Source organism: Mycolicibacterium sp. XJ662, assembly GCF_053484035.1.
The window spans coordinates 93,524-117,228 of sequence record NZ_JBEFTL010000013.1; the positions used below are offsets into that span (position 1 = coordinate 93,524).

Sequence of the window (23,705 nt, forward strand, 5' to 3'; positions counted from 1 at the left end):
CCTACGCCCGTCGGCGCTCGTCTCCTTGTCAGCCGTCGCCTGGGGTGAGGTTCGGGATCCGATGTCAGCATCTCGTGTCAGGCTGGACCCATGACAGCGACGCCACCCCCGGGCCGTGCGGATCTCGTGTTGTCCGGCGGCGGGGTGAAGGGCATCGGGTTGGTGGGGGCGGTCGGCGCGCTCGAGGACGCGGGTTATGACGTCCAGCGGGTGTCGGGCACGTCCGCGGGGTCGCTGGTGGGGGCGGTGGTGGCCGCGGCGGCGCAGCGCGATGCACTGACCAGCGACCAGTTACGCGACCTCGCGCTGAACGTGCCGTACCACAAGTTCGGGGACAGCGGGCCGATCGAGCGGATCCCGGTTCTGGGTACGGCATGGGGGTTGCTGCGCGAAACCGGGATCTACCGCGGTGATTTCGCGCACGACTGGATACGCGGTGAGCTGAACAACCTGGGCGTCAGCACCTTTGGGGATCTGGCCGTCGACAACAATCGCTTGTTGCCGGAACGACGGTACCGGCTGGTGGTCACGGTGGCCGACCTGACGACCGGCCAACTCGTGCGGCTGCCGTGGGACTATCGGCGGGTCTATGGCCTGGACCCCGACGAGCAGTCGGTCGCCGACGCGGTGCGGGCTTCGATGGCCATCCCGTTTCTGTACCGCCCGGTGACGTTGAAAACCGCTGGCGGGCAACCGTGCACGCTGGTCGACGGCGGTGTGCTGTCGAACTTCCCGATCGATTCCTTCGACCGTCCCGACGGCAAGGAGCCCCGCTGGCCGACGTTCGGTGTGACGGTCGTGCCTTATCTGCCGGCGCCGACGGCCGGAGAGCTGATTCCCGTGCTGGGCCGGTTGCCGTTGGGTGGGCCGTCGTTCCTGGAGAGGCTGATCACTACCATGCTGGTCGGGCACGACCAGACGCACCTCAGCCAGCCGTGGGTCAAGGTGCGCACCATCCAGGTGGACTCGACCGATGTCGGTGTGCTCGACTTCGGCATCAGCCGCAAGGACGCCGAAACACTGTACGAGAAGGGGTATTCGGCTACAGCCGAGTTCCTGTCCACCTGGGACTGGCCAGCGTATCTCGAGCGGTTCCGCAAGGCGCACCGGGTCAGCTAGGGCCGTTCGCCGCATGCCATGCCCGCCAGATGTCGGGGCGAAGCCGACCGCGGTCGGGTACCGCGAGTCCGGCCGTGCGGGCCCACGCGCGGACCTCAGCGGTACTCGGGCCGGACGCTGCGGTGGGCTGACTGACGTCCACGGTAGCCAGTGAGATACGTTGCAGCGCAGTGTGTTCAGTGGTCGCCCAGGCGTGGGCGGCGGCAAGGAATCGATAGGTCCATTCCTCGGCGAGCTGGCGGGTCTCGGAGAACACGATCGGCACGTTGGGCCAGCGGATCTGCAGCTCTGCCAGCCCGTCGTTGACCACGGCGGGACGCACCCAGTCGAGCTTGAACACCTGTGAGTAGCGGTCTTCCACGACGACGGCCGCGCGCGGCAGCGCGGCCAGATCGGCGACCTGGTAGCGCAGTTTGCCGTTGGTCAGGCTGGAGACCAGATCGGCCAGTGATTTGCGTTCCACGCTGGCGATCAACTGTCCGTTGACCACGAGTCCGTAGTCGCCGCACGGCAGCGGCCCCTGCATGGTGCTGACCTGCTTCGTGCTGAACCGGTAGGCGTAGCGCTCGTGGGAGTCGATCACGATCTGCAGCTCGTCGATGCCCTGGGCGCGTGCGGTCGGGGTGCGCACGTTGGGCCGCGCCTGCTTGCGGGTGTGCGGCGCCTGCCAGAAGACGGCGTCGCGGCCGCGGGCGGTGGTGAACACCAGCTGCGAGCGGTTCTCCCTCGCCCGCTGCACGATCACATCGATGGCCGCACCGCGGCGCCGGCACGAGCGCAGCTCGAGGCGTTCGACGATCTCCGCATCGGCGGGCCACGCGTCGAGGCCGACCGGATAGCAGTACAGCGCCTTGACCCGCGGCCACGTCCCCGACGTGCGAAACAGCAGATCACCGCCGGGCTGTGGAAGCCGCAGCAGGTAGGGCAGCCGAGAATTCGCATCCGGGTTGCGCGCGATCACCAACTCCGCCACACCTCGAGTTTGCCCGGTGTGCGCGAGGGGCGGCGCGGCGACCCCGACGCGGGCGCGTCTTACGTCGCGGATCCGGTGAGCGTAGAGATCGGCTCGGTGAACGTCAGTCGCGGGACGACGATTTCGCGGTCACGGCCGTCGAGGGACTGGAAACGCACGACGGTGGATTCGGTGTCGTGCTCGGACGCGCGGGCTTGTGGATGGCTGAGCGCCCAGGACCACAGTACGGACGTGGCTGAGGTAGGCGGTGTCGAGCATGGCGACCGCGTCGGGTAGCGACACAGGCCCGTTGATGAGGGCATCGTTGAGCATGTCGGACATGGCGGGGTGGTCGACCTTGTGGTGAGGGCATCGGAGAATGTACCGACGACGACGCAGGTTCCGCACACCACGACTGCGGTGCCCACTGTCCTGGACACGCCGGTCACGCCTGCGCCGTCCGTGACGCAGGCGGTGCCGGCCTACACGCCGCCGACTGATGCGCCGGCCGCCGGCGTCTGCTCCCGCGCCTGCTCCGGTGGTTCCTTAAGTTCCGTCGAGCGGAAGTGGCGGCGGGAGCGGGAGCGGGAGTGGGAGCAGTGGCGGTCCCGTTCAGGCCCCCGCGACGACCTTGCTGGAATCGCCGTAGGGATCGGCGCCGGGTGCCGAAGACAGGCCACGGCGACCGGCGAAAACTAGCATGCAACGCGACTGCGGTGCTGTGTTCAGCGCGGATATGGGGCGCTACGATCAGCACGACCAAGCCGCCTCACCAATGGCGAAATGGCACTGCGGCGCAGTGCCGAGTATTTGAACCCTGCCCCCGTGCGCGGAGGAGATGTCGCCAAGCCCTAACCAAGGCCAGGGAAGGTCTAACCGTTGACTTGATATTTGTGGCGACGGCACGTGAAGCAGGCGTCCTTCGCAAAGGTCAACAAATGACTCGCGCGTACACGCTATTCGCCGACATCCAGCGGATCACAGCTGATTCTGAGGTGGGGGCGAGAATCGTGGTGGCACTCGTTGTTTGTCGTGGAGAATTCAGGGCGGGGTTGAGCGCGTTGGTGATCTAGGGTAGACCGTCGTACGATGCGAAATTGGAGCGATCGGGGTGGCACTGGTGCAGGCTGTGACGGAACATGGCGAGGCGCTGCCGCCACAAAAACTGCACGTGGCAACTGGGCTAGAACTGCCCTAACGAAGTTTTATCCAAACCCGTGGTTTGTACCGGTGTTTTAGAAGGAGTCACCGAAATTCCCGCCGCAGACTAAGGTGCAAAGGGCCCTGTCAAGTACTACATTCGTAGCAAACAGCAGCCAAATTCGATAGCAAGAAGCCGTGTCGAGGATCGCTCAGACGGATCGTCAATTCGGTTCTACTATTGCACGACCCACATTTGAAATCGTAGTGAGCTAGTGTCATGTAGAACATGGCCGCCCGGTGAGATCGGGGTATGCTCTCTACAGAAATTGCGGCGAATTCGGCCTCCCTGCGAATGTCGACACCAAGACCATCGCTCTTACCAAAATTGCACCAACGGCATAACAATTGAAGGTTGTCGACCACATCGGTACCAACACCGCTGATCGCTACAATATGGTCAATTTCCTCCGACGTTAATTCTTCGGGCGATTGATAGTAGGGCTTGAAGGGGTCTAGAGCGGACAATGCTCGTGATGATTTCGTTTTAAAGTCGAAATGGCATGCGCTGCAGCGCCCATCAGACTTCATCCATACCGCCCGGTAATGAGAGCCTGCTGACCTGCGAGGCACTTCCCAATCGGACAAAGTCACCGCAATGCGCCGCGCAAGGATGTCTAAGAGTTCACCTGCTGTATCGGGATATTTTTGAGTTAAATGATCGCGAACGATCTTCCATCGTGCAACTGGGTTTGCATTCGAATACGCGATTGCTTCGATCGGAGCCAATTGCAGCGCAACCCGGAGACGGTGAGCTGCAAATACGGTATCTCGATCTGCCGATCGTCTTAAGCCCTCCCGCGATGTGCGCGCGAGCATCAAGTCGCGGTACGTACTGGCGGTGTCCGACTCATCCTTGCTTGGGGGAACGAGCGCAAATGCATAGAGAGCAACGTCAAGGGTGCTCAGGATCTCATCCGATGCGGTCATTCGGTACGCCCTTAGCCTGCAGCGATAAGATCAAGCCTTCGGTTTGAAGAGTGTGCGATTTCCTAAATTTTTGCCTCCGGCATCAATTACTTCCTGTATAGACGCACGTAACATTTTGCGGCCAGGGACCGTATCGATCTGCTTCTCTGTCCATTCACGCGTGAAGAATTCCTCCGGTAGATCTTCAATAGTGCTCGCCACGTGATCCCTTAAGTCTTCTGGATCTGCAAATGGGGGTTCTTTTCCTTGCTTGCGAAGCAAGTTGTTCAACGTAAGCAAGTTATCAAGAATAAAATTCTGGAGGGTTAGCATGGACACCTTCATGAAGAACTGGCCGCCCTGATTCTCTACCCCGTCCGCCCACGCGTTCGGATATACAGCCTTAATTGCATTCCAGAATGAATAGAATGTAGGGAGGCGTGCCGCTTTATCCTCCTTTGCCTCCCAAACCGGTACATCCTTCCCAAGTGCCCGGTAGCGTCGGGGCATTGAAACGAAACTGTCAACGACCTGGTAAGCCACATTTTCTTTAATGAAACCCGTATCGCCAGCCAAGCCAAAGTCTATCAAGCCTTTAAATGGAGAATCATCGTCAGTGTTTATCAGATGAGTCAGTCTAACCTTGTCGGGATCTACTCCAGCATCCTTCAATCGGTCCCACAGCTTATCAATTTCTTCTGAGGTAAGCGCAGTACTAATGGTGCGTCGAAGCTCCGTTTTTGTGAGTGGCTTGGCCTTGTTATTAAGAACATAAAAGTGAAAGACTTGTTCGGCCATTGGTAATGCTTCGATGATGACCACAGGAAGAAGAACGTCAAATTCATTGACATTCTTTGCAGCATAAACCCGATGCTGGCCGTCAATGATCAGCCCCGGCTTTGCTACGTACCGCAAGTATTCTTCGAGTGCGCTTTTCTGTTCCATATCGAGGGAGTCCCAGTCCTGTGCGGCGCGTTCCAGATCCGCGGCAACAACAGTAAGATAAGATGTCGGTAGACCTGCGTCGGAGTCATCACTCACTGACTCTTCGAACTCCTTTATCTCATCATTTTCTTCGGATACATTTTCTTCGAGGTGTTCGACCGCATCGTTTTCCGCCTTACTGAGGCGTCCCCGGAGTGCGCCAACCGCTGATTGCAAGGCCTCTTCGCGGGAAAGTGCTATCGCTGAGATCGTTATCTGGCACGGGCGGGGGCCTGGTGCCCCTTCTAAGGGTGGTGTCGCGGTCAATGATTCGGGCGTCGTGGCAATGATGACCGCCCCGGGGACGATGTTCATAGCATCGTTCTTGATGAAGTGCGTGAGCTCTGGCGCTCGCTTCGGGTCAAGCGCACGCTGGTAGAGCGCCATCAGATCGACAGACGCACGCGGAGCGTCCGCCCACTCCAAGATTTCGCTGGCTTTGGCCGCCGTCACGTACATGCGAGGGGCACCGGGTCGTTGTTCGAATGCGACGGCAGAGAGCGTAGTCACATCCATGCGGTCTGTTCTCATACTCGGGTTCCTAGTCGTGTACTCGGAGCGGCGTCCCATGCCAATTCTCCCGATGTTATCGGTCACTTCGAATTGGTGGATGCGCGTCATGCGCATCCACCGATTGTTAGAACCGGTCCGAGCTAGAGTGCCATGAATCGGCGGGTGCGCCTTCGAAGCTGCTGCCTACCTGTTTGTTAGGGCTGTCAGCAGTAAGTTCGTCAACAGCTTTATGTCATTCGGGGTGTTCTGGAGTCCGTTCCAGCGGCGCTGGTCACCCGGTCCGAGATTCCACGTTCCGTGTGACCAGGCTGCGACGTCCGACAAGATCAAGAGGTCGCGATCCAAGCCGACGCTCGGCAACGCTTCCGCACCGTATCCCTCAGTCAAGGCGTCCATCACGTACCCGAGCGCTTGTATTCCCACTCCGTGAGTCAAGCGGGACTTTCGTGGCAATAGTTTCCATTCGATGGGCCAGGTGGCCTCGACCAAACTCCAAAAAATCTTGAGATGCAGGACCATCTGTTCGATATCGCCAGAACCATCTTCTGGGTCGCGGTACTGATACAGCGCGCCATCGTACAGACTATTCTCGATCATCCTGAGGACGCTATTGTCCTTGATGTATCCATCCGGAGACGTCGGTGTCGCGATCAAACCTCGGAACGGACTATCTGAGTCGAGATTTAACCGCGTCATGACCTGCGCGGGCAGTTGACGCCGAGCGTATTTGGGCGGCAAATGGCCGGTAGCGTCCGGTAGGAGTTCGTGAATCAAACCCTTCGGTAGTGGTTTCGTATTGTTCACGAGGATGAACTGTGAGCGTTGCTCCTCTGCGCCTGAGGCAATGAAAGCGACTGCAGCTACGGGAAACTCGGCAACGTCGGCATCGCGGATTGCGGCTGCGCGCTGCTGTCCATCCACGAGCAGAGCTGGTTTCTCCGCATCCGATAGTGTCTCGTCAACCGGAATGATGAGTTCGCCCAGCATTGAATAATCGACCGGGCTCTTACGACGAGCAGGGACAAACCGCACCCGGGGGTCGAACGCGAGGACAACAGCGTTTGGCAGCATGGCATCGGGAGACTCGATGTAGCGTCGAATCGCGCGGATGTGGCTCATTACTTCGGGGCGTTGATAGCCGTCGAGTTGGCCCTCGTCTGTCCGCTTCACGCGAGATACAGCGGTGAATTCGAGGAGACGCTTGCCATCCACGGCGAAGCAATAGATTGAGCGCTCACCTTGCCGTACTTCCAGGGCGGGAACTTTGATTTCGTATCTATCAGCCACCGGCAGTCCTTTCGAATGTGGGCACTCCCGTAGGGCGGAGCGTTCTCATCTTCTCGGCAAGGACCGACAAGTTGTGGAAGCCGCGCCGCTTGTTCCGTTCGCTTGCGCGAAAGATCACCATCTCGACACCGTGCTTCTCACACAGGCCACAGTGGCAATATCGCCACGGTGCGGCGTCAAGAGTCTCGGCATACTTGTCGCGATAGGATCGTTTCACGCCAACAACGTCTTCGTAAGCGATCACCGCATCGAGAGTCTCGTCGGCGGATAATTCGCCGCGATCGAAGGCACGCAACGCTTGAAGGCTCTCGCGCTCAGCTTTGATGGCATGCTGCTGTGAAACGCGTCCCGACAGGATTGCCTTTTTCAGCGTCACATTGCCGTCCACTTGTGGGACTTTGATGGCGGCGAAAGTTTGCGTGGCCGTGTGGTAGTTGTCCTTGTCGTCCATGAACGATTGACGAAACGCTGAGGTGCTGTCAAAACTGCCAACACCGAGCGATTCGAACTGAGCCATCGCCTCGAGTCTCGTAATTCCCAGTAGGTGCAGTCGCGTCTCTGGCGCGCGGATCCGGTCGATCGTTAATAGGCATGCAAGGATGTCTGTCGTCTTAAGTGAAACCATGCCGCCGAGCGCAATGCGGGTATAGCCCATGTCCTGCAGTTGTCGGACGCTGTCGGCGTAGCTTGCTGGATCCCAACCTTGCGCCGCGCCAAGGAGAGTCATCGGAGATTTTCGTGCTTCCGCAGCTGCCTTGAACTTCTCGGCCAACCTCAGCGAGATCCGCCGACGTTCTTTCCACTCATCAGGGGCTTCGCTAAGGTCTCTTCTGAATCCCAAGATGATGTGATCAACGCTCACGCCGGCATCGAAGCCGCATTGGTCGTAGAAGTCGAGTACCTCGTCGACGGTGTACGGCGGTTCGGGCTCATTGACATAGTTGAATGCGCCGCAGTCTCCCAATGTCGCTACGTCGTCTGGCAACCGATAGAACCCTCGCACACCTAACCGATATAGGCGTTGCCGTTGCGGCATGGAGTATTTTCCGACACCCTTTATCGATCCGTCGACGATCGCCTTTGACACGAGGATGCCGTCATATGCAGGCGCAGAAAGCACTTCATGCGCATACCGATCATCGCGTTGCCGCACACGCAGGGGCGAATGTTCATCGTGTACGAAATCGTATGTAGGACTTACTTGGTCAAGACTGTCCGGGAAGTAAAACTTCATACGCGACTCTTTCGGGCATCGACGTAGGCTCGAGCCAAGAAATTTGATAGTGCCGATATGTGCTTGGCCACGTTCTGTAGTTCATTCCAGGGCAGACCTAGCTCGTCCCACGTCCCACTGGTCCAATGGCATCGATCGGCGATTCTCGCGATCTCTTTCTGAGTGTCGGTTGGAGCACTGGGGGAAGCGACGTCGACGTGCACCATAACTCGGTCCATCAGTCGACTCATGGCTCGAATACCAACCCCACCCATGAGTTTCGATTCAGTCGGAGGTCGTCCCCACGCCTCGGGGAAGACTTCACGAGCAGCGCCCCAGTAGGTAAATAGTATGTGTCTAATCCCATCCGTATCGGTAGACCCGGTCGCCATGTTCCGATAGGGGAACAACACACCCGAGGGGGACTCGAGCGACTCCTTGAGCGCTTCTACCAAACTGGTGTCAGTCACAACCGCGATCCGCCGGTTTGCTGCTTCGCTGGATGCTCGCTTGATCAGTCCGTAGAAGGGTGATTCGGGGTCACGATTGAGCATGTCGACTAACGCGGATGGCATCCGGCGTTGCGACAAGCGCGGCGACGGTGCGGAGAAGACTTCAGGAAGTAACTCGGTGACGAGGTTGCTGGGCAGTGGCGCAACTGTATTCACCCGTAAGAACTGGTCACGCTGTAGTTCCAGTGTCGGCGCCACGAATCCCGCTACGGGTACCGCCAAGTCGCTGTTCGCAGTCCGCGCAAGTGCCAAACTGCGCTGCTGTCCGTCGACAATCCAAGCCGGTCGAGGAAGGGACTCGTCGACCGGCAGGGGAATCTCGAGTGTTCCAGCGGTTGATCCGATGTCATCTGTCGTTCCTGGGCCCCGACTTGAACGGAATCTGACAGTGTCAGGAAGCGCCAAGATCAAGCCATTCGGAAACAGAACATCACCGGAGTTGAGGTACTCCAGTATCTGTTTGACGTGGTTGCGTCGCTCAGGCCTCTGGTATCCGATTAGCTTGCCAGCGTCGTCACGTGATATCCGGGCTACATCAGCCACTTCGCGAATCTCATGTGCCGCTAGTGCAAACAAGTACAGAGGGGTATGTGAGTTCTGTTCTAATCGGACTGCTCGTCGTTCGATAATGCGGTCTCCACGGGCGTTCATGTTCGCTCCGTCGCGGTTCTGAATAACAGCCCGAATCGTTTTTGCTCACAGGCGAAGCCGCGGTCTCGCAAGATTCGAAGCGCCCGAGTGGCGGAAAGGCTTGGGTCCTCACACTTCAGGTTGAGAATAAAGTGGGTCACTTCGTCGTCGGACATCGGTGTGCGCCCGTAGAGTTCTGGCTGTCGGACTCTAACCGCCCATCGGGACCACCGCTGTTGGTCGGCCTCTGTGAAGAGTGTTGTACTGGTCCGTCGCGAAAGCCACTTCCTAGCCATGCGGAGACTGAGACTGGAGACAGTACCGCCGAGCGCATGACGCAACTCCCGGTCTGCAGGCAGACGTGGAAGGCCCTCGATCGTCCGCCAGCCGCCGACGAGCATGTGGTTGCCACCCTCCGTGGCTAACTCCCTCAGATCCTTATCCATCGCGCGCGCATAGTTTTCAGACAAGACCAGCAACACTGACTCCTGGGCTGAATCCCGCAATGGAACCGTTTGGGGCATCTCGCCGAGTTCTTGCCACCAATCCGACAATTGCGTGACGTCGGCTACTGAGTCAGGCTGACCGCTGGCGAAGGTGGCTGCATAGGATGGGGCCATCTGGGTGACATTGCGTAGGCCGAGTCCGGCGGAGGCAACCAACATGCGGACGGATGCGCCCGTCTTGCGTGCGTCATCGGCGAGGCCCTTGGCTTGAAGCCAGGCCTCGCCCATGTAGAGGTCTAACAGTTTGGCCGATCTTTCCGCGGCCCCGACACGCCGACGCCAAGATTTGAAACGCGTTGATGTATCGCCTGGGGGGAGTGATCGTATCCGCAGGTCGGCGGCCGCGGACACCGACTTCCGGTCCGTGCAATTGACGACGATCGTCAGTTTCTGCACGTCATCTCCTCTGTGTTCAGAAAACTACACACGAATGTGTCAGGCACCGGGTGTAGTTTTCGTTACTATAACCGCACAGCCCGACAGATAGCCGGAGGTTTCGATGGGCGATCCAGCAGTAATTCTTCTCAGCGGGGGCTTGGATTCGACAACCGTGCTTGCCATGGCGAAGAACCTGGGCTTTGAACCATACGCACTGTCATTCCGCTACGGCCAACGGCACGTCCTAGAACTCGATGCCGCACGGCGCGTTGCCGATGCACTTGGCGTGGTGCGTCACGTTATCGCGGACATCGACCTCGGTGTCTTCGGTGGCTCGTCGCTCACCGCTGACCTCGACGTACCCAAGCGCGACAGCGTCGAAGACTTGTCAGACCAGGACGTTCCCAACACGTACGTGCCGGCTCGGAACACCGTCTTCCTGTCGTTCGCGCTTGCTTACGCGGAGACCGTCGGGGCGCAGGACATCTTTATAGGCGTTAACGCCGTCGACTACTCGGGGTATCCCGACTGCCGGCCTGAATACATCTCTGCGTTTGAAGCGATGGCCAATCTCGCAACGAAGGCAGGTGTCGGTGGAGCAACTCTCAAGATTCATACGCCGCTGATAGAGATGACAAAGGCAGAGATCGTAAGTGCGGGGTCCGCGTTGGGTATCGATTATGGATTGACGTCGTCGTGCTACGACCCTGGACCGAGCGGTCGACCGTGTGGTCGGTGCGACTCCTGCCTCCTGCGCTTAAAGGGGTTCGAAGAAGCCGGCCTCACCGATCCTTTGGTGTACCAGGCAGCCTAATGTCATACACAGTCAAGGAAATCTTCTACACCCTCCAAGGCGAAGGGGCTCATACCGGCCGTCCCGCAGTTTTCTGCAGATTCGCCAGTTGCAACCTCTGGACCGGCCGGGAGAAGGATCGCCCTCGGGCGATCTGTCAGTTCTGCGACACAGACTTCATCGGTACCGATGGAGTCGGTGGAGGACACTACAAGACGGCCGAGGATGTTGCCGCGGTAGTGGCGAGTACTTGGCCAGAGACAAGTCATGACAATCGGATGGTCGTATGCACAGGCGGCGAGCCGTTACTGCAACTGGACGGTCTGCTCGTTGAAGCGCTCCACAGAGAAGGATTTTATGTCGCGATTGAGACGAACGGGACTCGACCAGCTCCGGCCGGTATCGACTGGATTTGCGTCAGTCCGAAGATCGGAGCGCCATTAGTACTTACGTCTGGTGATGAGTTGAAACTGGTGTATCCGCAAGAGGGCGGAGACCCAGAGCAATTCGAGCACCTTGACTTCGAATCGTTTCGGTTGTCGCCGATGGATGGGCCGGCGGTTCAGGAGAACACGGCGGCGGCTGTTGAGTACTGCTTGAAGCGCCCGAAGTGGCGATTGAACCTCCAAACCCACAAGTTTTTAGGAATCCCATGACCGAGACCATGGAAATTTTCTGTGAGTTCAAATTCGAAGCAGCTCACCGCCTACCAAATGTCCCTAGCGACCACAAGTGTTCGCGGCTCCACGGGCATTCTTTTCAAGTGCAGGTCCACGTTCGGGGTCCTGTCGAGGACCACTCCGGTTGGGTGATTGACTTCGCCAACATCAAAGACGCATGTAAGCCGGTGATCGCGCGACTTGACCACTACTACCTCAACGAGATACCGGGCTTGGAGAATCCGACAAGCGAACGCCTCGCTGCGTGGATCTGGAATGAACTCGCAGCGTCGCTGCCCATGATGTCGGCAGTCCAGGTGAGGGAGACGTGCACATCGGGCTGCGTCTACAGAGGGCCGAGTGCCGCATGACGAATGAATTGCCCGATATACAGGGTAGGGAAGACGCGCGAGGCATCGATATCGACGAAGTTGGAATCTCAGGTCTCCGCTATCCACTGACGTTCGATGACGGCGACGTCGTTCAAACGGGGATCGCAACGGTCGAGATGACCGTAGGCCTGTCCGCCAGTCAACGGGGGACTCACATGAGTCGGATGGTGCAGGCGGTCGAAGCGCACCTCAGCGTCGTTGACCCACGAGAACTACCAATGTCATTCAAAGCAATAGCGGCTTTACTCAACTCACGAGATCTACGGATCAGCGTCGCACTCCCTCTGGCTACCCGCGTCAACTCACCAGTCACCTCAAACAGCGGCTTTCAAGTTCACGATCTTGAACTGCGCGGTAGTTCGATTGATGGCATCTTTCAACTCTCGACAATTGTGTCCACCGACGTAACGACACTTTGCCCATGCAGTAAGGCGATTAGCGACTACGGTGCTCACAACCAACGAAGCCGGGTATCGCTATCAATCGATGGTCAAGACGATGTGCCTTACCCTGTGTCCGTTGCGAATATCGCGCGTTTGGTGCGCGACGCGGCCTCATGCCCTGTGTATCCGGTCGTTAAGAGGCCGGACGAGCGCGCCATCACGATGGCCGCTTACGATAACCCGAAGTTCGTTGAAGATCTTATTCGCGACCTCACGTTGAGTTGTCGGGCACTCTCGGTGTCTCACGGGATTCAGGCTCGCAATATCGAGAGCATTCATAGCCACGATGCCGTTGCTCGGTTGGTGTGGCATAGCAGCGGTTCGGAATGATTTGAGCACTCTGGGCATGAACGGTTGCTGGGTCGACGGAGGCGCCAGCCAAACCACGTTTCGGGAGTTATGCTGCCGCAGTCGATGTACCGGTGAGCCGCTGCAAGCCTCGATCAACCGCGTCAAGCAGCGACATCGTGCCTTTGCCTCGGGCGTAATCGATCTGCTTGCCGCCTCGTGACTCCGTAAGCGCTTGCGTGGCCGCATGTGCCGCCGCCTTGTCGGCCACTACGAGAATGTCTGCCGCCATACCGGCATTCCGCAGCGAATTACTTGCGACTTTGCCTGAATAGACTTCCACCCGCACGTTGGGGTACCGCGCTCTTAGAACGCGCATAGCCCGATTTGCCGCAGATTCCATCAACGAGTAGAGAGCAATGAAGGTGCCTTCCGGCGGAGCATTCTGCCCGGACTGTTCTTCAACCGTTGCTTCCAATACTTCTTGAGTGAGTCCCAACTCCAACCCAAACTCTGAAGCCAACATCTCTGCTGCCGCCAGTTCCATGCTCGGTAGTCGCCGAACATTGTGGTCACCGATTCGCGCCAAGATGGGTAATGCGAACTCCTCGAGTGACGACGTCGAGTCTGGCTTGTATGCCGCGAGGGCTTCGATGACTTCCAAAGCCATTGGCAGGTCAGCGTCAGTTAGGAACGGTTCCCATGCCGCCCGGAGGAGATCGACTACATTATCGTAGGACTCCGGCGAAATACCCTCCCCCAGAAGGCGATCTAGAAGCGTTAAGATTCGGTTAGCGCGGTGGCGGTCACCAGAGGTATCGGACAACGCCCAAGTTTCAATCGCTAGTAGCCTAAGCGGGCGGGCCCGTAATTCGTCGCCCACGGCACTGTAAAGGTTGCGTTCAATGTCTAGTAGTAAATCGACAAGAGTCCCCGCGTACTGATCGGCGACCGGGAGTTGCTCACTGATCTGGCTCACGAAGGCGTCTATCGCCCCTGGTCGCATCAAGGTTGTCTCGCCGAGTTGCCGGCAGGCCTCGAGTGCATCTGTGCGGTCGTGTGGTGCGGTCGAGTGTGAGAACGCCACGGCGAAGGCCTGTGCCAGACTGCTGTACCGGACTGCAGGAGTAGGTTCACCGATCAGTGGCGTTGGAATCTCTCCGAGTGTGTCGTGCCAACGTCGTAAGGTGTCGAATGCTTCAGGCGACACCGTTGACACCACCAGGTTTTTCAGGATTGCCAGCGCATCGAGTGTCGGTTCGGCGTGTGACAGCAATGCAATTGCAGTGTCAAAGCGTCCATCGGCGATCGCGGCATCTAGTGCACTCCGGTCGAGTGGCCCGACTGGCGGTTTAGTCTGGACGGGCGCCGAGGTAAGGAGGTCCTTCAGAAGGGCGTTGTGTTCAGCAAACTCCAACCACCCCGAAGACTGCAGATGGTCGCGAACGGCACCGGGCGCCTCACCAGCTGAAAGCGCCCAGTATGCATAGTATTCCGCGCCCGCAGGCGATCTAATTGCTGCGGCGGTAGGAACCAACGCGCCATAGTCGGACTTGACCAGGTCAAATTCTTGAATAGTTGCGTTCTTCGATAACCGCGCCATTACGAATCGGGCAAGTGCATCAGATGCGCGCGTTGAGCGGTTCATCTTCAGCAGGTCGGGCAACTCATCCCAGGCTTCGATGTCGTCCCAGCGTCCAAACTCTGCCAGCGCTTGAAGTTTCAGGAAAGACACGTTGCGTCTTGAGAGGCGGTGGTCACGTGAAAGGGAGTCGAGCAAGTCCATCGCGGTCGCCTCAGCACCTGCAGCGCACGCATCCAAGAAGTCACCGATCAGCCTGCCGACTGGTGTGTTGCGGTGGAATCGCCGCGGAGGCTTAGATCTGAGAGCGCTCTGCAGTCGGCCGACGCCTTCAAGCACCCTGCGCAGTCCACCACCTTCAGATGCGACTGCGAAGCGGTAGACACCGCCATCCGCGCTCACGAGTGTCAGTGCGGCTTGATCGAGTTTGCGAAGTGACTTCTGCGCCACATCGAAGGCTATCCATGAGCCTAGGTACGCCACGATGAGATCTCGGGCCCAAGTGCCTTGGTCATCTTGGGGCCATAGTGCATAGCCATAGGTTTGACCGGATAGTCTGGCGAACAAGAAGATCGGAGTAGGCGAGTCGATCAACCAGTCGTTGTGAGCTTGGTCGACGAGAGCATCAAATGTTTCATTGCCTTGACCCGGGCCCACCTCATTGGGCATGGAGAAAAACTCCGCAACGAACTGCGACCAACGTGCCTCGCGTTCCTGTCCGGTCATTCGAAAAGTCCGTGCAACGTTGTCGCGAGGTTGGCGACAGTGTCGGGCTCCGTGGTGACGGTGATCAACTCACCGTTGAGTTGCACTCCACTGTAGGTGAGATTCATCGATCCGTATACCGCCCAGCGGTCCGCCACCAAAGCCTTTTCGTGACTGAATAGCTGGTGCTCATGCGGTTGTCGGACTACGGATAGCAGTGACCGGGTGCCGTCTAAGTCGGCCGCATCCTCGAGTTTCGCGACGAACTCCGATTCACGAATACTTGGACCGGTTCCAAGATGCACCGAGACTCCTTGAGTAAGGAGACCGCGTAGTACTGTCGAGAAAGGGATCAGCCCTGCGACCCAACCGGTTACAAGCCCAGAGAACTGGCCAGCGCGATTGTCTATCAGTGGAAAGTCGGATATCCACGGTGACACAATCAGCAAACGCCGACCGGGATCCAGGAACTCCGATAAGAAAAGCGCCTCTAAAGCCTCGGCGATCTCCTTCGTCGGCGCGACCGCGCTGCGGTGGATCATGCGGGTGCTCATTGAGGCGTCTCCCCCGATGTCACGACCGCAGAGAACCTACCGTTATCCCGCGTAATGGATTCCACCTGAGGATGGATTAACAGCCAATCGAAATCAATTGGCTGCACGATTAATTCGCGGATCGCACCGGCCAAGACGGCAACGTTCGCGCTTTCGGTCACGAGGGTTGCCGAACCGGTTGCCTTTAATGCCTCAACAAGAGGATCGCGCCAATCAGGTATATCAACGTTCACGGTGGCTTCGGTACTCGGTAGAACGTCACGGACCAGCGTGCGCTCGGTGAGAGGTGGGTTGTCAACAAAACGATTACCCACTCGTAGCGCCTCTGGCCGACGAGCGGATGCACGTGCCCACAACAAGCTCTGGATCACAGATTGAACCGCGGCTAAGGACATTTCAGCCTGCGCACTGCCGTTTACTTGTCTAATGGTGTCAGAAACCTCGGAGTCTGAGGCAAGAAGCACCGCCGCTGTGCGGTGATCTACGGCGAAACCAGCGTGACGGTCGATATCGTCCCACTTGGCCAGGATCAATCTAATCAAATCGTCGGTTTGCGGTGTGGAACCAGCACGGAAAACTCGCAGTGACATCGCGGCGAGATTGCTGTGAGCTCGAGGAACGCCTTCATCAGCCAAGCGCGCAACTAGTTCTCGCCACTCTCCAAGGCGGTCGTTGCGAGCGTTACGGAATCTGACTGCGGCATCGGCGACTCCCGCGGATTCGTGCAGGAGACGTAATGTATGTCGCAAAGCCACATCTACTTCCTCGCTCTCCGATGACTCCAGCGCCCCGGCGATTAGACGGTCGAAGCGGCGAGGGTCTTCGGCGATTCGGCGGGCGAGGCTCTCAACCAGATTACCGCCGCCTGAGCTAACGTCGGAAATAATGATTTCTGCTTGATCGCCGCTATCCTCGACGATGTCTACCAAGACATCCAGGTCAGCGTCGAGATCGGGGCACGCCTGTTGCGCTGCATACTGCCAAGCTGCGGCCATTGTTTGCAAGAATCGCTGCCGGACCCAGTCCAACCAATCCTTATCAGGTTCGTCGTCCAGTGCTTTGAGCGCCTCTGTGAGGATGTCTGTCGTCGACGGATCCCTCAAGGTCTCGAGAATGGTTGTGCGAAGGGGGAAATCGTCGGGATCGATGCTGTCGTCGATAAGCAACACCGCGTCAACCACTTCCTCGCCACGGGACTCCCAATCGGTTGAGCGGAACTTGCGAAGGTCATCAATAGAATACCCACGTACCATCGTGCTGGCAGTGATTGACAGGACGACCTCAGCCACCCAATTGGCAGTAAAGAATGAAATGCCGGCCTGTTCGAATCGTTTACGCATGAGCATGAAGAACCGATCGGTCCGCAACTGCCGTAATCGCTCGGTGTCGGTGTTGAGCTTGAACGCGTCGATGGAGTCGGGCAAGGTCACGGTGACTGCGACGGCATCGACGGCGCTGCCGAATCCGACAGCTGCGGGTTGTCCGTGCCAACTGAACGAATAGTCGCGATGCTCTCGTCCGCGGTTCGTGACAACCTCAGCAGACCCAGTTGTCGCGTAGCGCCATGTCTGCAGCGGACCCAGATCGGAGCTGAGATACGCCCGAACACACGGAACCAGATCACCAAGTGGTCCCGACCGAGGACGCGGGATGTCGGTGTGAAGTGCATCGAGGTCGGCACGGAACTGCCACCGCAGGCGGCCGTTTGACGACGGTCGAATGTGGGTGGGTTGCCGATCTGGCCGAATCACCGTGGGTCGTACTAGCGGCAATTTTCCTTGTGCGCCAGCTACTTGTGTGACCACTCGACCCTCAATCGCTAAACCATCCTCGAGTGCGACCTCGCCGTTAGACGATGGCTCGATCCACAGGCCTTTTACCTTGCGTACCGCCCAACGCAGAGTCACTTTTCCTGGCGTGAGCTCATTGAGGGCCATGGCGATCGCCACGGAGGTCTCAGCTGCGCGGTCGTAATCGACCGGTGGCTCAATCTGCACTTCGGGCAACTCGAGGTCGCCGAATAAGGTCGGTGGAATGAATTCGGGTAAAGGTTGACGACTGGTGGCATCAGTTCCGGGTTTGAGTCCGGCTCCCGTCAGCGTCGCCCAATTGCTGCGCAACCGTCGATACATGGTAGGTACCACCTCGAGCAGCAACGAACGTGGATGTTCCCAACACACCGTATGAACTTCATCGTCGGTAAGATTCAGGCTCGTCTTCACGTACTTGATTAGACTCTGCTGTGCCGGGCCGGCCTCCAGCACTTCTTCCAACAGGTGCACCGATTTCTCGACAGTCTGCTGATCCGAGAGCGGTTTGGACCATACAGTTCTGAGGTTCCATATCGAGTTCTGATCGACAGTGAGTCGGACAGCAGCCCAATCGACAAGCGCCATCGCGGCTTGCATCTTGCGGACCGATTGGTTTCCGAGTGGCAGGTGTTTCGCAGGTATCGATGGATCTAGAATCGACTCATAAGATTGAAATACCAAACGATCTCGACCGTAATCGGACAGCACCACCACCGTCCATGGTCTTTGATGCTGCAGTCGGCCGGCACGCCCGCGCCGTTGCAGGAATTGGGCGATGTCGCGGGGGGCTTTGTGCTGCAGTACCCCACCGACGCGGGCATCGTCGTAACCTACTTCGAGCGAGGAAGAGGCGACAACGACATCCGCTTTAGCGCTTACCCCGGTGTCCTGAGAGGAGGTCCGCGATATGGTCAGTGGCTGGTCACCGAAGCCGAGCGTCTGTGGCAACCACCAGTATTGACCGTCGCTGTCCCAGACAGACTCGTCAGCTATGTCGACACCGTGGCTACGAGCGTAGTCAGGCAACCGCAGGCCAGCGAGTACGGCCTCGTTCGGTTCGCGTCTTCCGATTGGATTGAGGCCCTCCGCGCTAAGCATTTGTCGGTAGAGACGATTCACCAGGTCGAGATTGTCTAAGAAGGCGAATACCCGACTGCCAAAGGTATTTGACAGATCGGCGTCCTTATCGAGTATGCGCCGCAACAGCATCAGGCTCTGGATAGACGTCGATAGCAGTGCCGATTGGGACGCGGGGTCGCCACGCAAAAGGAGCTGATATTCCGAGCCAAGATGAATCATGTCTGCCGGATCGGGCCGGATGTCTTCGATCCGCTCAGTTGGAACTCCGCACAGATCCGAGAAGAACTTGGCTGCGTTGGCCAATGTAGCGCTCAAGCCCACCCATGCGACAGGTGTTCCAAGCAGTTGTCTCCATCGGCGCAGCAAGAAGGCGACCTGTGCTCCGGAACTGCCAACATAGGTGTGAATCTCATCGAGTAGCACGAGGCGCGGCTTACGGGTGGCCCTGTGACCCAAGCCGAAGACGTGCCGTGACCAACCGTCTGCCATTGACTGGTTGAGCATTTCAGTCGTGGTGAATAACACGTCTGGCGGTTGTGCCTGCATCGACTGACGCGTTAGCCGCACTTCATCGGCTTCGACACGCTGCCCGCATCGCTGGCAGGTAAGGTCGCCCCAGTCGAGTGCCGTGGCCGCGCGATGTGCACGCCGCCACACAAGGGCGCCCCCGCACGCGTCGCCAGAGGCATTCGGGACTGGACATGTGAGGAAGGGGCAGATCCAACTGTCACCGTGCTTACGCCAACCGCTGCGTTCGTCAGGGTCACGGTCGTTGCGAAATGGCGTTGGGCCGAAGTAAGCCCCGACGGTCAGTGTCGGGCCGCCGGCCCCTTGCAGTTCCCGTACTTCTCCCAACGCTGTCGCCAACTGGTCTTTGAGAAGTTCATTTCGTGGATAGATGGCAATGACCCGTGGTCCACCTGGGCTTGACTCGGCCAGCGTTGCCAGAGCAGGGAGGTAAAACGCTAGCGTCTTTCCGCTACCGGTGCCGGCTCCCACGACGATCCCAGCGTCCTCACTCGATTGCAGGCTAGAGAAGACCGCCTCAGTGGCTTGGAGTTGAAAGGTTGAGATACTTCTGTGGCCGAGAATCCGGTTCACCTGTGTCAGTACGGAATCTGGGATATCGCGTTGCTTCAGCGCGTCCATCACCAATGCCGGCGACTGGTCGCGACTCGGGAAATACCTGGGGCGGCGTAGAAATCGATAATCTGACACCAGGCTGCTTCCGGATTGCCAGGGTCGGTTTGGAAACAGTTGTCGCAGGTGGGTGAAGAGGCGTACCGCTTCAGCCATACGTGTTCGGTAGCGGTTCGGCCATTCGCGAGGAAGTTTGACGAGAAGCCGTGCAATGACCAGCTCATTGATGCATTCGTCGGGATCTGAGCCATCCCATTTCGCAGCAAGAAGTTCGACAAGTTGCGGTCTAGTCCACGATTCATCGGTGAGGCCCCACGCAATGTGGCGTGCATCGACCTCTTCGATAAGATCTAGTGCTGCGAATAACGACTGCTCCGAACTTAAATTCATTATTTCAAGTAGATTCTGATCGATTCGGCATGGTCTTCTCTAGCCAGCCAGTCCCGGACTGCATCGGTCAGAAGGTCCCAGGATGCGCCCTCCTCTGAGGCTGCTGCTGCCATGAAACGTTTCACCTCGGCGGGTTGGGATTGTGCGGCTTGGTCTAGTAGGGGCCGCTTCTCGTTCCACTCGGCAACTGCCTCCAAGATTTCCTTAAGGCGCCTCCGCCCTTCGTCGACCGAGCCGAGCCCATCCACTGGCGTCTGAAGTGACGTTTGGATTCGCTTCAGCGCCAGGATATTCGAGTACGGCACACCGGGATAGGAAACGATCGGTTCCCCGATGCGATCCGGAAGCAGTTCACATCGACGTCTGTCCACTGCACGACCGATGTCAGCCAACAGGCTCCGGTAGAGGTTCTCGGCTAGATTGAGATAACCATCAACCGTGGCGGTCGACACCCGCGAGGCAATGTCCTCGACGTCCTTACCGACGATGGTCGTTGCGGTAGTCTTCAGCGTCTGGCGCGCTTTCGCGATTTCTTTGCGTTTTGCCGCTGTGAGGGTGGGCTTGGCAACCCCTCCGCTCTCTAGATCCGGAAATGCAGCCAGGACCGAGTGTAGTGACTTACGACTCTCTTTCGCCCGCTGACGTACGTTTTCGATTTTGTTCACCGCAGCAGCGTTCTTCTGACTCGCCACGACTGCGCTGAGTTTGATCAGCACATTTTCGGCCCGGTCAGCCAAAGTCGATCGTGTGGACATCATTGCCTCGTAGCTTCAGTCAGGTAATCAAACTCGTCCGCCAGACCACGCAATTCGTTGACGAGAGCAACCGCATCTACACGGTTATCTGTGCTAGCGGTGTCAGCGAGGCGATTCTCCATTTCGGAAAGCAACGAATTCGCGAAGCTCGCATACTGAGCGAGGGTTGTCAGATCGGGTCGAGGGTCAACCAAAAGGTCCCAGAGGTCTGCAGCGCCAGGGTCCTTCTCCAAGAGAGAAGCGAGTTTCGAGTAGGTCGACGTCATCCCAACATCTACCTTCTCTCGTGTTTCCAGGTAGGTGGATCGCGAGTCGAAACGTGGGAGCAGGCCGCGTTGGTGCCCCTCCGCGACTAGTCGGTCAAGTGATTCGAGAGTTCGCGCGAAATCTTCGGATACGTCGAGTGAGCGTTGCACTTCAGCGACTAACTTCGCCACCTCGCTCCAGGCCTTACTGGCGACTGTGGATTGTTTCACCGAAAGGCTTCGGAGGAGGCGACCCGCTTCGTCATCGGGTTCTGGGCGACTGACATCGCGAAGTTTGAGGCTTGTGCGTATGGCTGAGTACACCGATCCGATATCAATGATTGACGGTGTCCCAACACCTTTCGCTGCAGTGATCGTGTCGCGAAGAAGTAGTAATGCCTCATCCCGAAGGCTTGCGGTGTCGTTGAATAGGCGGACGATATCGGGGTTGACACCCTTGGGCATCGTGGGTCGAAACATTGCGGGTAAAGCTGCAGCGACCGTTAAACCCGGTGTGGCAGATACGTTCCTCAGGACAGATAGCACGCGTAACGGCGCCTGGAGCGTATCTGGGGACTGTCTACCAGCGGTCGCGATAGCACTTGCGAACACGCGAACTCGTTGCTGGAAGCCGAAATACCAACGACCGTGATCGACGGTGTCAAGTCGGCCTGATTGTTCTGCCGCCAGAATGCCGCGAAGAAGGACGGCATTCTCATCTGTAGCTGCAATGTCGAACCTGATTGACCCAGTCACTGAACCGCCCCCTTGCGCGCGGTCGATCACGACGTCGGTAAGCCGCAAAGTGTGGGCGCCTATCTTCCACTCGCTTTTCCGTGACTTGCGGATGGAAACCCCGTACGGGCCGTTCTGAAGTTCGGCTTCCACTGATGCGCAGACAAACTTACGGATCGTGTTTGCAGTTGCTGCGGCCAATCGGGTGCCGTTGGCCCATTGTTCGATCTCGTCCCGTGCCTTCGGCGGCAGCGTCTGCGTTTGCTGTGGTACAACTGGTTCCGAGGGGTCCTCAGAGAGGCCTTCGGTTAAATCGACGCCGAGATATCGCGCTATCTGTACGAGTTCGTTGTCGGCATGCAATGGATATTCTGCATAGAAAGCTCGGAGGCTCAACTCAGAGTCTGGTGTGGCTCGGTTCTCGCGACGGATTCTTGCTCGAACTTCGGAGGGGACCCGCGTGCGGACCTCGTCTAGCGACCTGGCGAACGCTCCGGACGGAAACATCCCGGGCGTTAGAATTTCGTCCTCAGCGACGCCCAACGGGTAACGGATGACTTCACGCAATATCTCGCGTGGGCGGAAGGCGTCCGGCGCCGCCAATTTTACTAACTGATCCACGGCGTTGGCGTTGAATGGGTAAAGGCCGTATCCGGACTCAGATGTTCCGAACGTCTCGTGGCAGGCTTGTTGGACGGGACAGCCGACGCAGGCATTCGGAATCGCTGCAGTTGGGCTCAGATCCTGCAGAACGTTCTTGCTGATGCGGCCTGCGTTCAAGTATCGAGAAACGAAGTCTCGCAGCCCTTCAGGGCCAATTACGCTCGCGTCGATGTCGAGTGTGTAGTGAATGCCACGGTCCGTAAAGGTATCGACCGAAGTGAGATAACCGGATGTGACCGCGATGGCAGCACGCAGCTTGCATAGGTCCCGGCTAGCCGGAATGGTCAGCGCTTGAGCGAGCTGCTTGTCGATCCCATGTAGAAGTACGAGGTCCTCAATGAACAAACACAATTCCTGCCCTTGCTTGGCAATTTCGCGCCGGACGTCCTGGAACACCTCCAGCAGATCTGTGGTCTGACCAGTGAACACCTCGGCTTTCGCGCGCGGCAGATAGTGGTCACACATTGCGGCGATTTCGGTGCGCAATGCCTTATTCGAGACAACCGAGCCGACTAGCTTCTGCACATCCGTTCCAGCGTCCTCAAAATATGATGGATCTACGCTGAAATCAGACTCGTGAAGGTGGAGATCGGTTTCCTCGATCGCCTCATCGGGATCCGTATCGCCTCGGGCGAGTCGGACTATGCGTTCGAGCGGACCACCAGGTTGACTAAGTCGCTCGCGGAACGTGAAGTCCCCTAGTAGTCGGTCGGCCTTCTTTCGAAGATCGTTGATTTCCTCGGTATCGAGTCCGGATAGGCCTTTTATGTCAATAGCCGTGTCAAACTTGACCAGATGGTCGAGTCGCTGCAGCAAAACATGCATTGCCTCGCTATCGGTCTTGATCTCCGAGGACGCACGTTCAAGCTCATCATGAAGTTGCTTTGCTTTCGGTGTATCGATGCCGGCGAGGATGCGTTCGATAACTTGTTTGAGCGACGTGTTGCGCTTTTCGACATACACCTTGTGCCATGAAGGCCGGGAACCGATATTGGATTTGAGCCATCGGACGAGATGGCTTTTGCCGGTACCTTTTTCGCCCGTGATGAAGAGCAGCAGTGGTTCGTTCGAGGAGAGATTGGCGGTGAACTCTCTAAGGACATCGCTCTCCGTTGCGTTCGAAGTTCTTGAGCTCACGAGTCTCTTCACGGGAAGGGCCCGGTGGATAGCTCGGAACATCGCATCGGCATAGGGGTCGTCGATCTCCATGCTGCCAACGTCGATCTGCGTGGCATCCTGGATTGCTTCCCGTGTCCAACAAATACGT

General features: G+C 58.0%; 17 protein-coding genes and 1 pseudogene. 5 read left to right on the forward strand and 13 right to left on the reverse strand.

The genetic code is table 11. The features are described 5' to 3' along the window. Positions 1-90 precede the first annotated feature (90 nt). Positions 91-1,119: a patatin-like phospholipase family protein gene (locus ABQE93_RS24825; RefSeq protein WP_448411169.1), complete on the forward strand. Its 1,029-nt coding sequence runs from the start codon at positions 91-93 to the stop codon at positions 1,117-1,119. On the opposite strand, the gene ABQE93_RS24830 is transcribed toward ABQE93_RS24825, so the two are convergent. The 8 genes and pseudogenes from ABQE93_RS24830 to ABQE93_RS24865 form a co-directional block, all read right to left on the reverse strand. Beyond that, positions 1,112-2,092, reverse strand: coding sequence for an ERCC4 domain-containing protein (locus ABQE93_RS24830; protein ID WP_448411171.1), 981 nt, complete (start codon positions 2,090-2,092; stop codon positions 1,112-1,114). The two genes, ABQE93_RS24825 and ABQE93_RS24830, sit on opposite strands and share 8 nt — an antisense overlap. A gap of 59 nt (positions 2,093-2,151) precedes the next feature. After that, positions 2,152-2,431, reverse strand: a pseudogene (locus ABQE93_RS24835) (DUF3375 family protein); the annotation flags it as partial. 927 nt (positions 2,432-3,358) lie between these two features. After that, the gene (locus tag ABQE93_RS24840) at positions 3,359-4,201 is read right to left on the reverse strand and encodes an HNH endonuclease signature motif containing protein (RefSeq protein WP_448411173.1); all 843 of its coding nucleotides are present in this window, start codon (positions 4,199-4,201) and stop codon (positions 3,359-3,361) included. Positions 4,202-4,231: 30 nt separating this feature from the next. Continuing rightward, on the reverse strand, positions 4,232-5,695 hold the full coding sequence (locus ABQE93_RS24845) for a ParB N-terminal domain-containing protein (protein WP_448411175.1): 1,464 nt from the start codon (positions 5,693-5,695) through the stop codon (positions 4,232-4,234). A gap of 165 nt (positions 5,696-5,860) precedes the next feature. Next, positions 5,861-6,964 carry a DGQHR domain-containing protein DpdB gene (dbpB, locus tag ABQE93_RS24850; protein WP_448411176.1) on the reverse strand — a complete coding sequence of 368 codons (1,104 nt, stop codon included), beginning with the start codon at positions 6,962-6,964 and terminating at the stop codon, positions 5,861-5,863. After that, a complete protein-coding gene (gene dpdA, locus ABQE93_RS24855; protein ID WP_448411178.1) occupies positions 6,957-8,198 on the reverse strand; it encodes a tRNA-guanine transglycosylase DpdA in 1,242 nt (413 codons plus the stop codon). Before dpdA ends, dbpB (ABQE93_RS24850) begins: the two co-directional genes overlap by 8 nt. Further along, on the reverse strand, positions 8,195-9,340 hold the full coding sequence (dbpB, locus tag ABQE93_RS24860; RefSeq protein WP_448411180.1) for a DGQHR domain-containing protein DpdB: 1,146 nt from the start codon (positions 9,338-9,340) through the stop codon (positions 8,195-8,197). The genes dpdA and dbpB (ABQE93_RS24860) overlap by 4 nt, the downstream gene beginning before the upstream one ends. Beyond that, complete coding sequence (locus tag ABQE93_RS24865; protein ID WP_448411182.1) at positions 9,337-10,221, reverse strand: hypothetical protein; 885 nt, start codon at positions 10,219-10,221, stop codon at positions 9,337-9,339. Before ABQE93_RS24865 ends, dbpB (ABQE93_RS24860) begins: the two co-directional genes overlap by 4 nt. Positions 10,222-10,324: 103 nt before the next feature. Here ABQE93_RS24865 and queC point away from each other — a divergent pair, with 103 nt between their 5' ends. From queC to ABQE93_RS24885, 4 genes are read left to right on the forward strand one after another with little or no spacing between them, the layout of a single operon-like run. After that, on the forward strand, positions 10,325-11,017 hold the full coding sequence (gene queC / locus ABQE93_RS24870; RefSeq protein ID WP_448411183.1) for a 7-cyano-7-deazaguanine synthase QueC: 693 nt from the start codon (positions 10,325-10,327) through the stop codon (positions 11,015-11,017). Beyond that, positions 11,017-11,652, forward strand: coding sequence for a 7-carboxy-7-deazaguanine synthase (gene queE, locus ABQE93_RS24875; RefSeq protein ID WP_448411185.1), 636 nt, complete (start codon positions 11,017-11,019; stop codon positions 11,650-11,652). The genes queC and queE overlap by 1 nt, the downstream gene beginning before the upstream one ends. 8 nt (positions 11,653-11,660) lie before the next feature. Further along, positions 11,661-12,026 carry a 6-carboxytetrahydropterin synthase QueD gene (queD, locus tag ABQE93_RS24880; protein ID WP_448411226.1) on the forward strand — a complete coding sequence of 122 codons (366 nt, stop codon included), beginning with the start codon at positions 11,661-11,663 and terminating at the stop codon, positions 12,024-12,026. Beyond that, positions 12,023-12,820: a GTP cyclohydrolase I FolE2 gene (locus ABQE93_RS24885; RefSeq protein WP_448411187.1), complete on the forward strand. Its 798-nt coding sequence runs from the start codon at positions 12,023-12,025 to the stop codon at positions 12,818-12,820. The genes queD and ABQE93_RS24885 overlap by 4 nt, the downstream gene beginning before the upstream one ends. A gap of 67 nt (positions 12,821-12,887) precedes the next feature. On the opposite strand, the gene dpdD is transcribed toward ABQE93_RS24885, so the two are convergent. From dpdD to ABQE93_RS24910, 5 genes are read right to left on the reverse strand one after another with little or no spacing between them, the layout of a single operon-like run. Further along, a complete protein-coding gene (gene dpdD, locus ABQE93_RS24890) occupies positions 12,888-15,086 on the reverse strand; it encodes a protein DpdD (protein WP_448411189.1) in 2,199 nt (732 codons plus the stop codon). Continuing rightward, on the reverse strand, positions 15,083-15,619 hold the full coding sequence (gene dpdK / locus ABQE93_RS24895; RefSeq protein ID WP_448411191.1) for a phospholipase D-like domain-containing protein DpdK: 537 nt from the start codon (positions 15,617-15,619) through the stop codon (positions 15,083-15,085). Before dpdK ends, dpdD begins: the two co-directional genes overlap by 4 nt. Continuing rightward, positions 15,616-20,040, reverse strand: coding sequence for a protein DpdJ (gene dpdJ / locus ABQE93_RS24900; protein ID WP_448411193.1), 4,425 nt, complete (start codon positions 20,038-20,040; stop codon positions 15,616-15,618). Before dpdJ ends, dpdK begins: the two co-directional genes overlap by 4 nt. Then, entirely contained in the window at positions 20,040-20,795 is a 756-nt protein-coding gene (locus tag ABQE93_RS24905; RefSeq protein ID WP_448411195.1) for a hypothetical protein, read from the reverse strand. Before ABQE93_RS24905 ends, dpdJ begins: the two co-directional genes overlap by 1 nt. Next, positions 20,795-23,647: an AAA family ATPase gene (locus ABQE93_RS24910; RefSeq protein WP_448438080.1), complete on the reverse strand. Its 2,853-nt coding sequence runs from the start codon at positions 23,645-23,647 to the stop codon at positions 20,795-20,797. The genes ABQE93_RS24905 and ABQE93_RS24910 overlap by 1 nt, the downstream gene beginning before the upstream one ends. Positions 23,648-23,705: the final 58 nt, after the last annotated feature.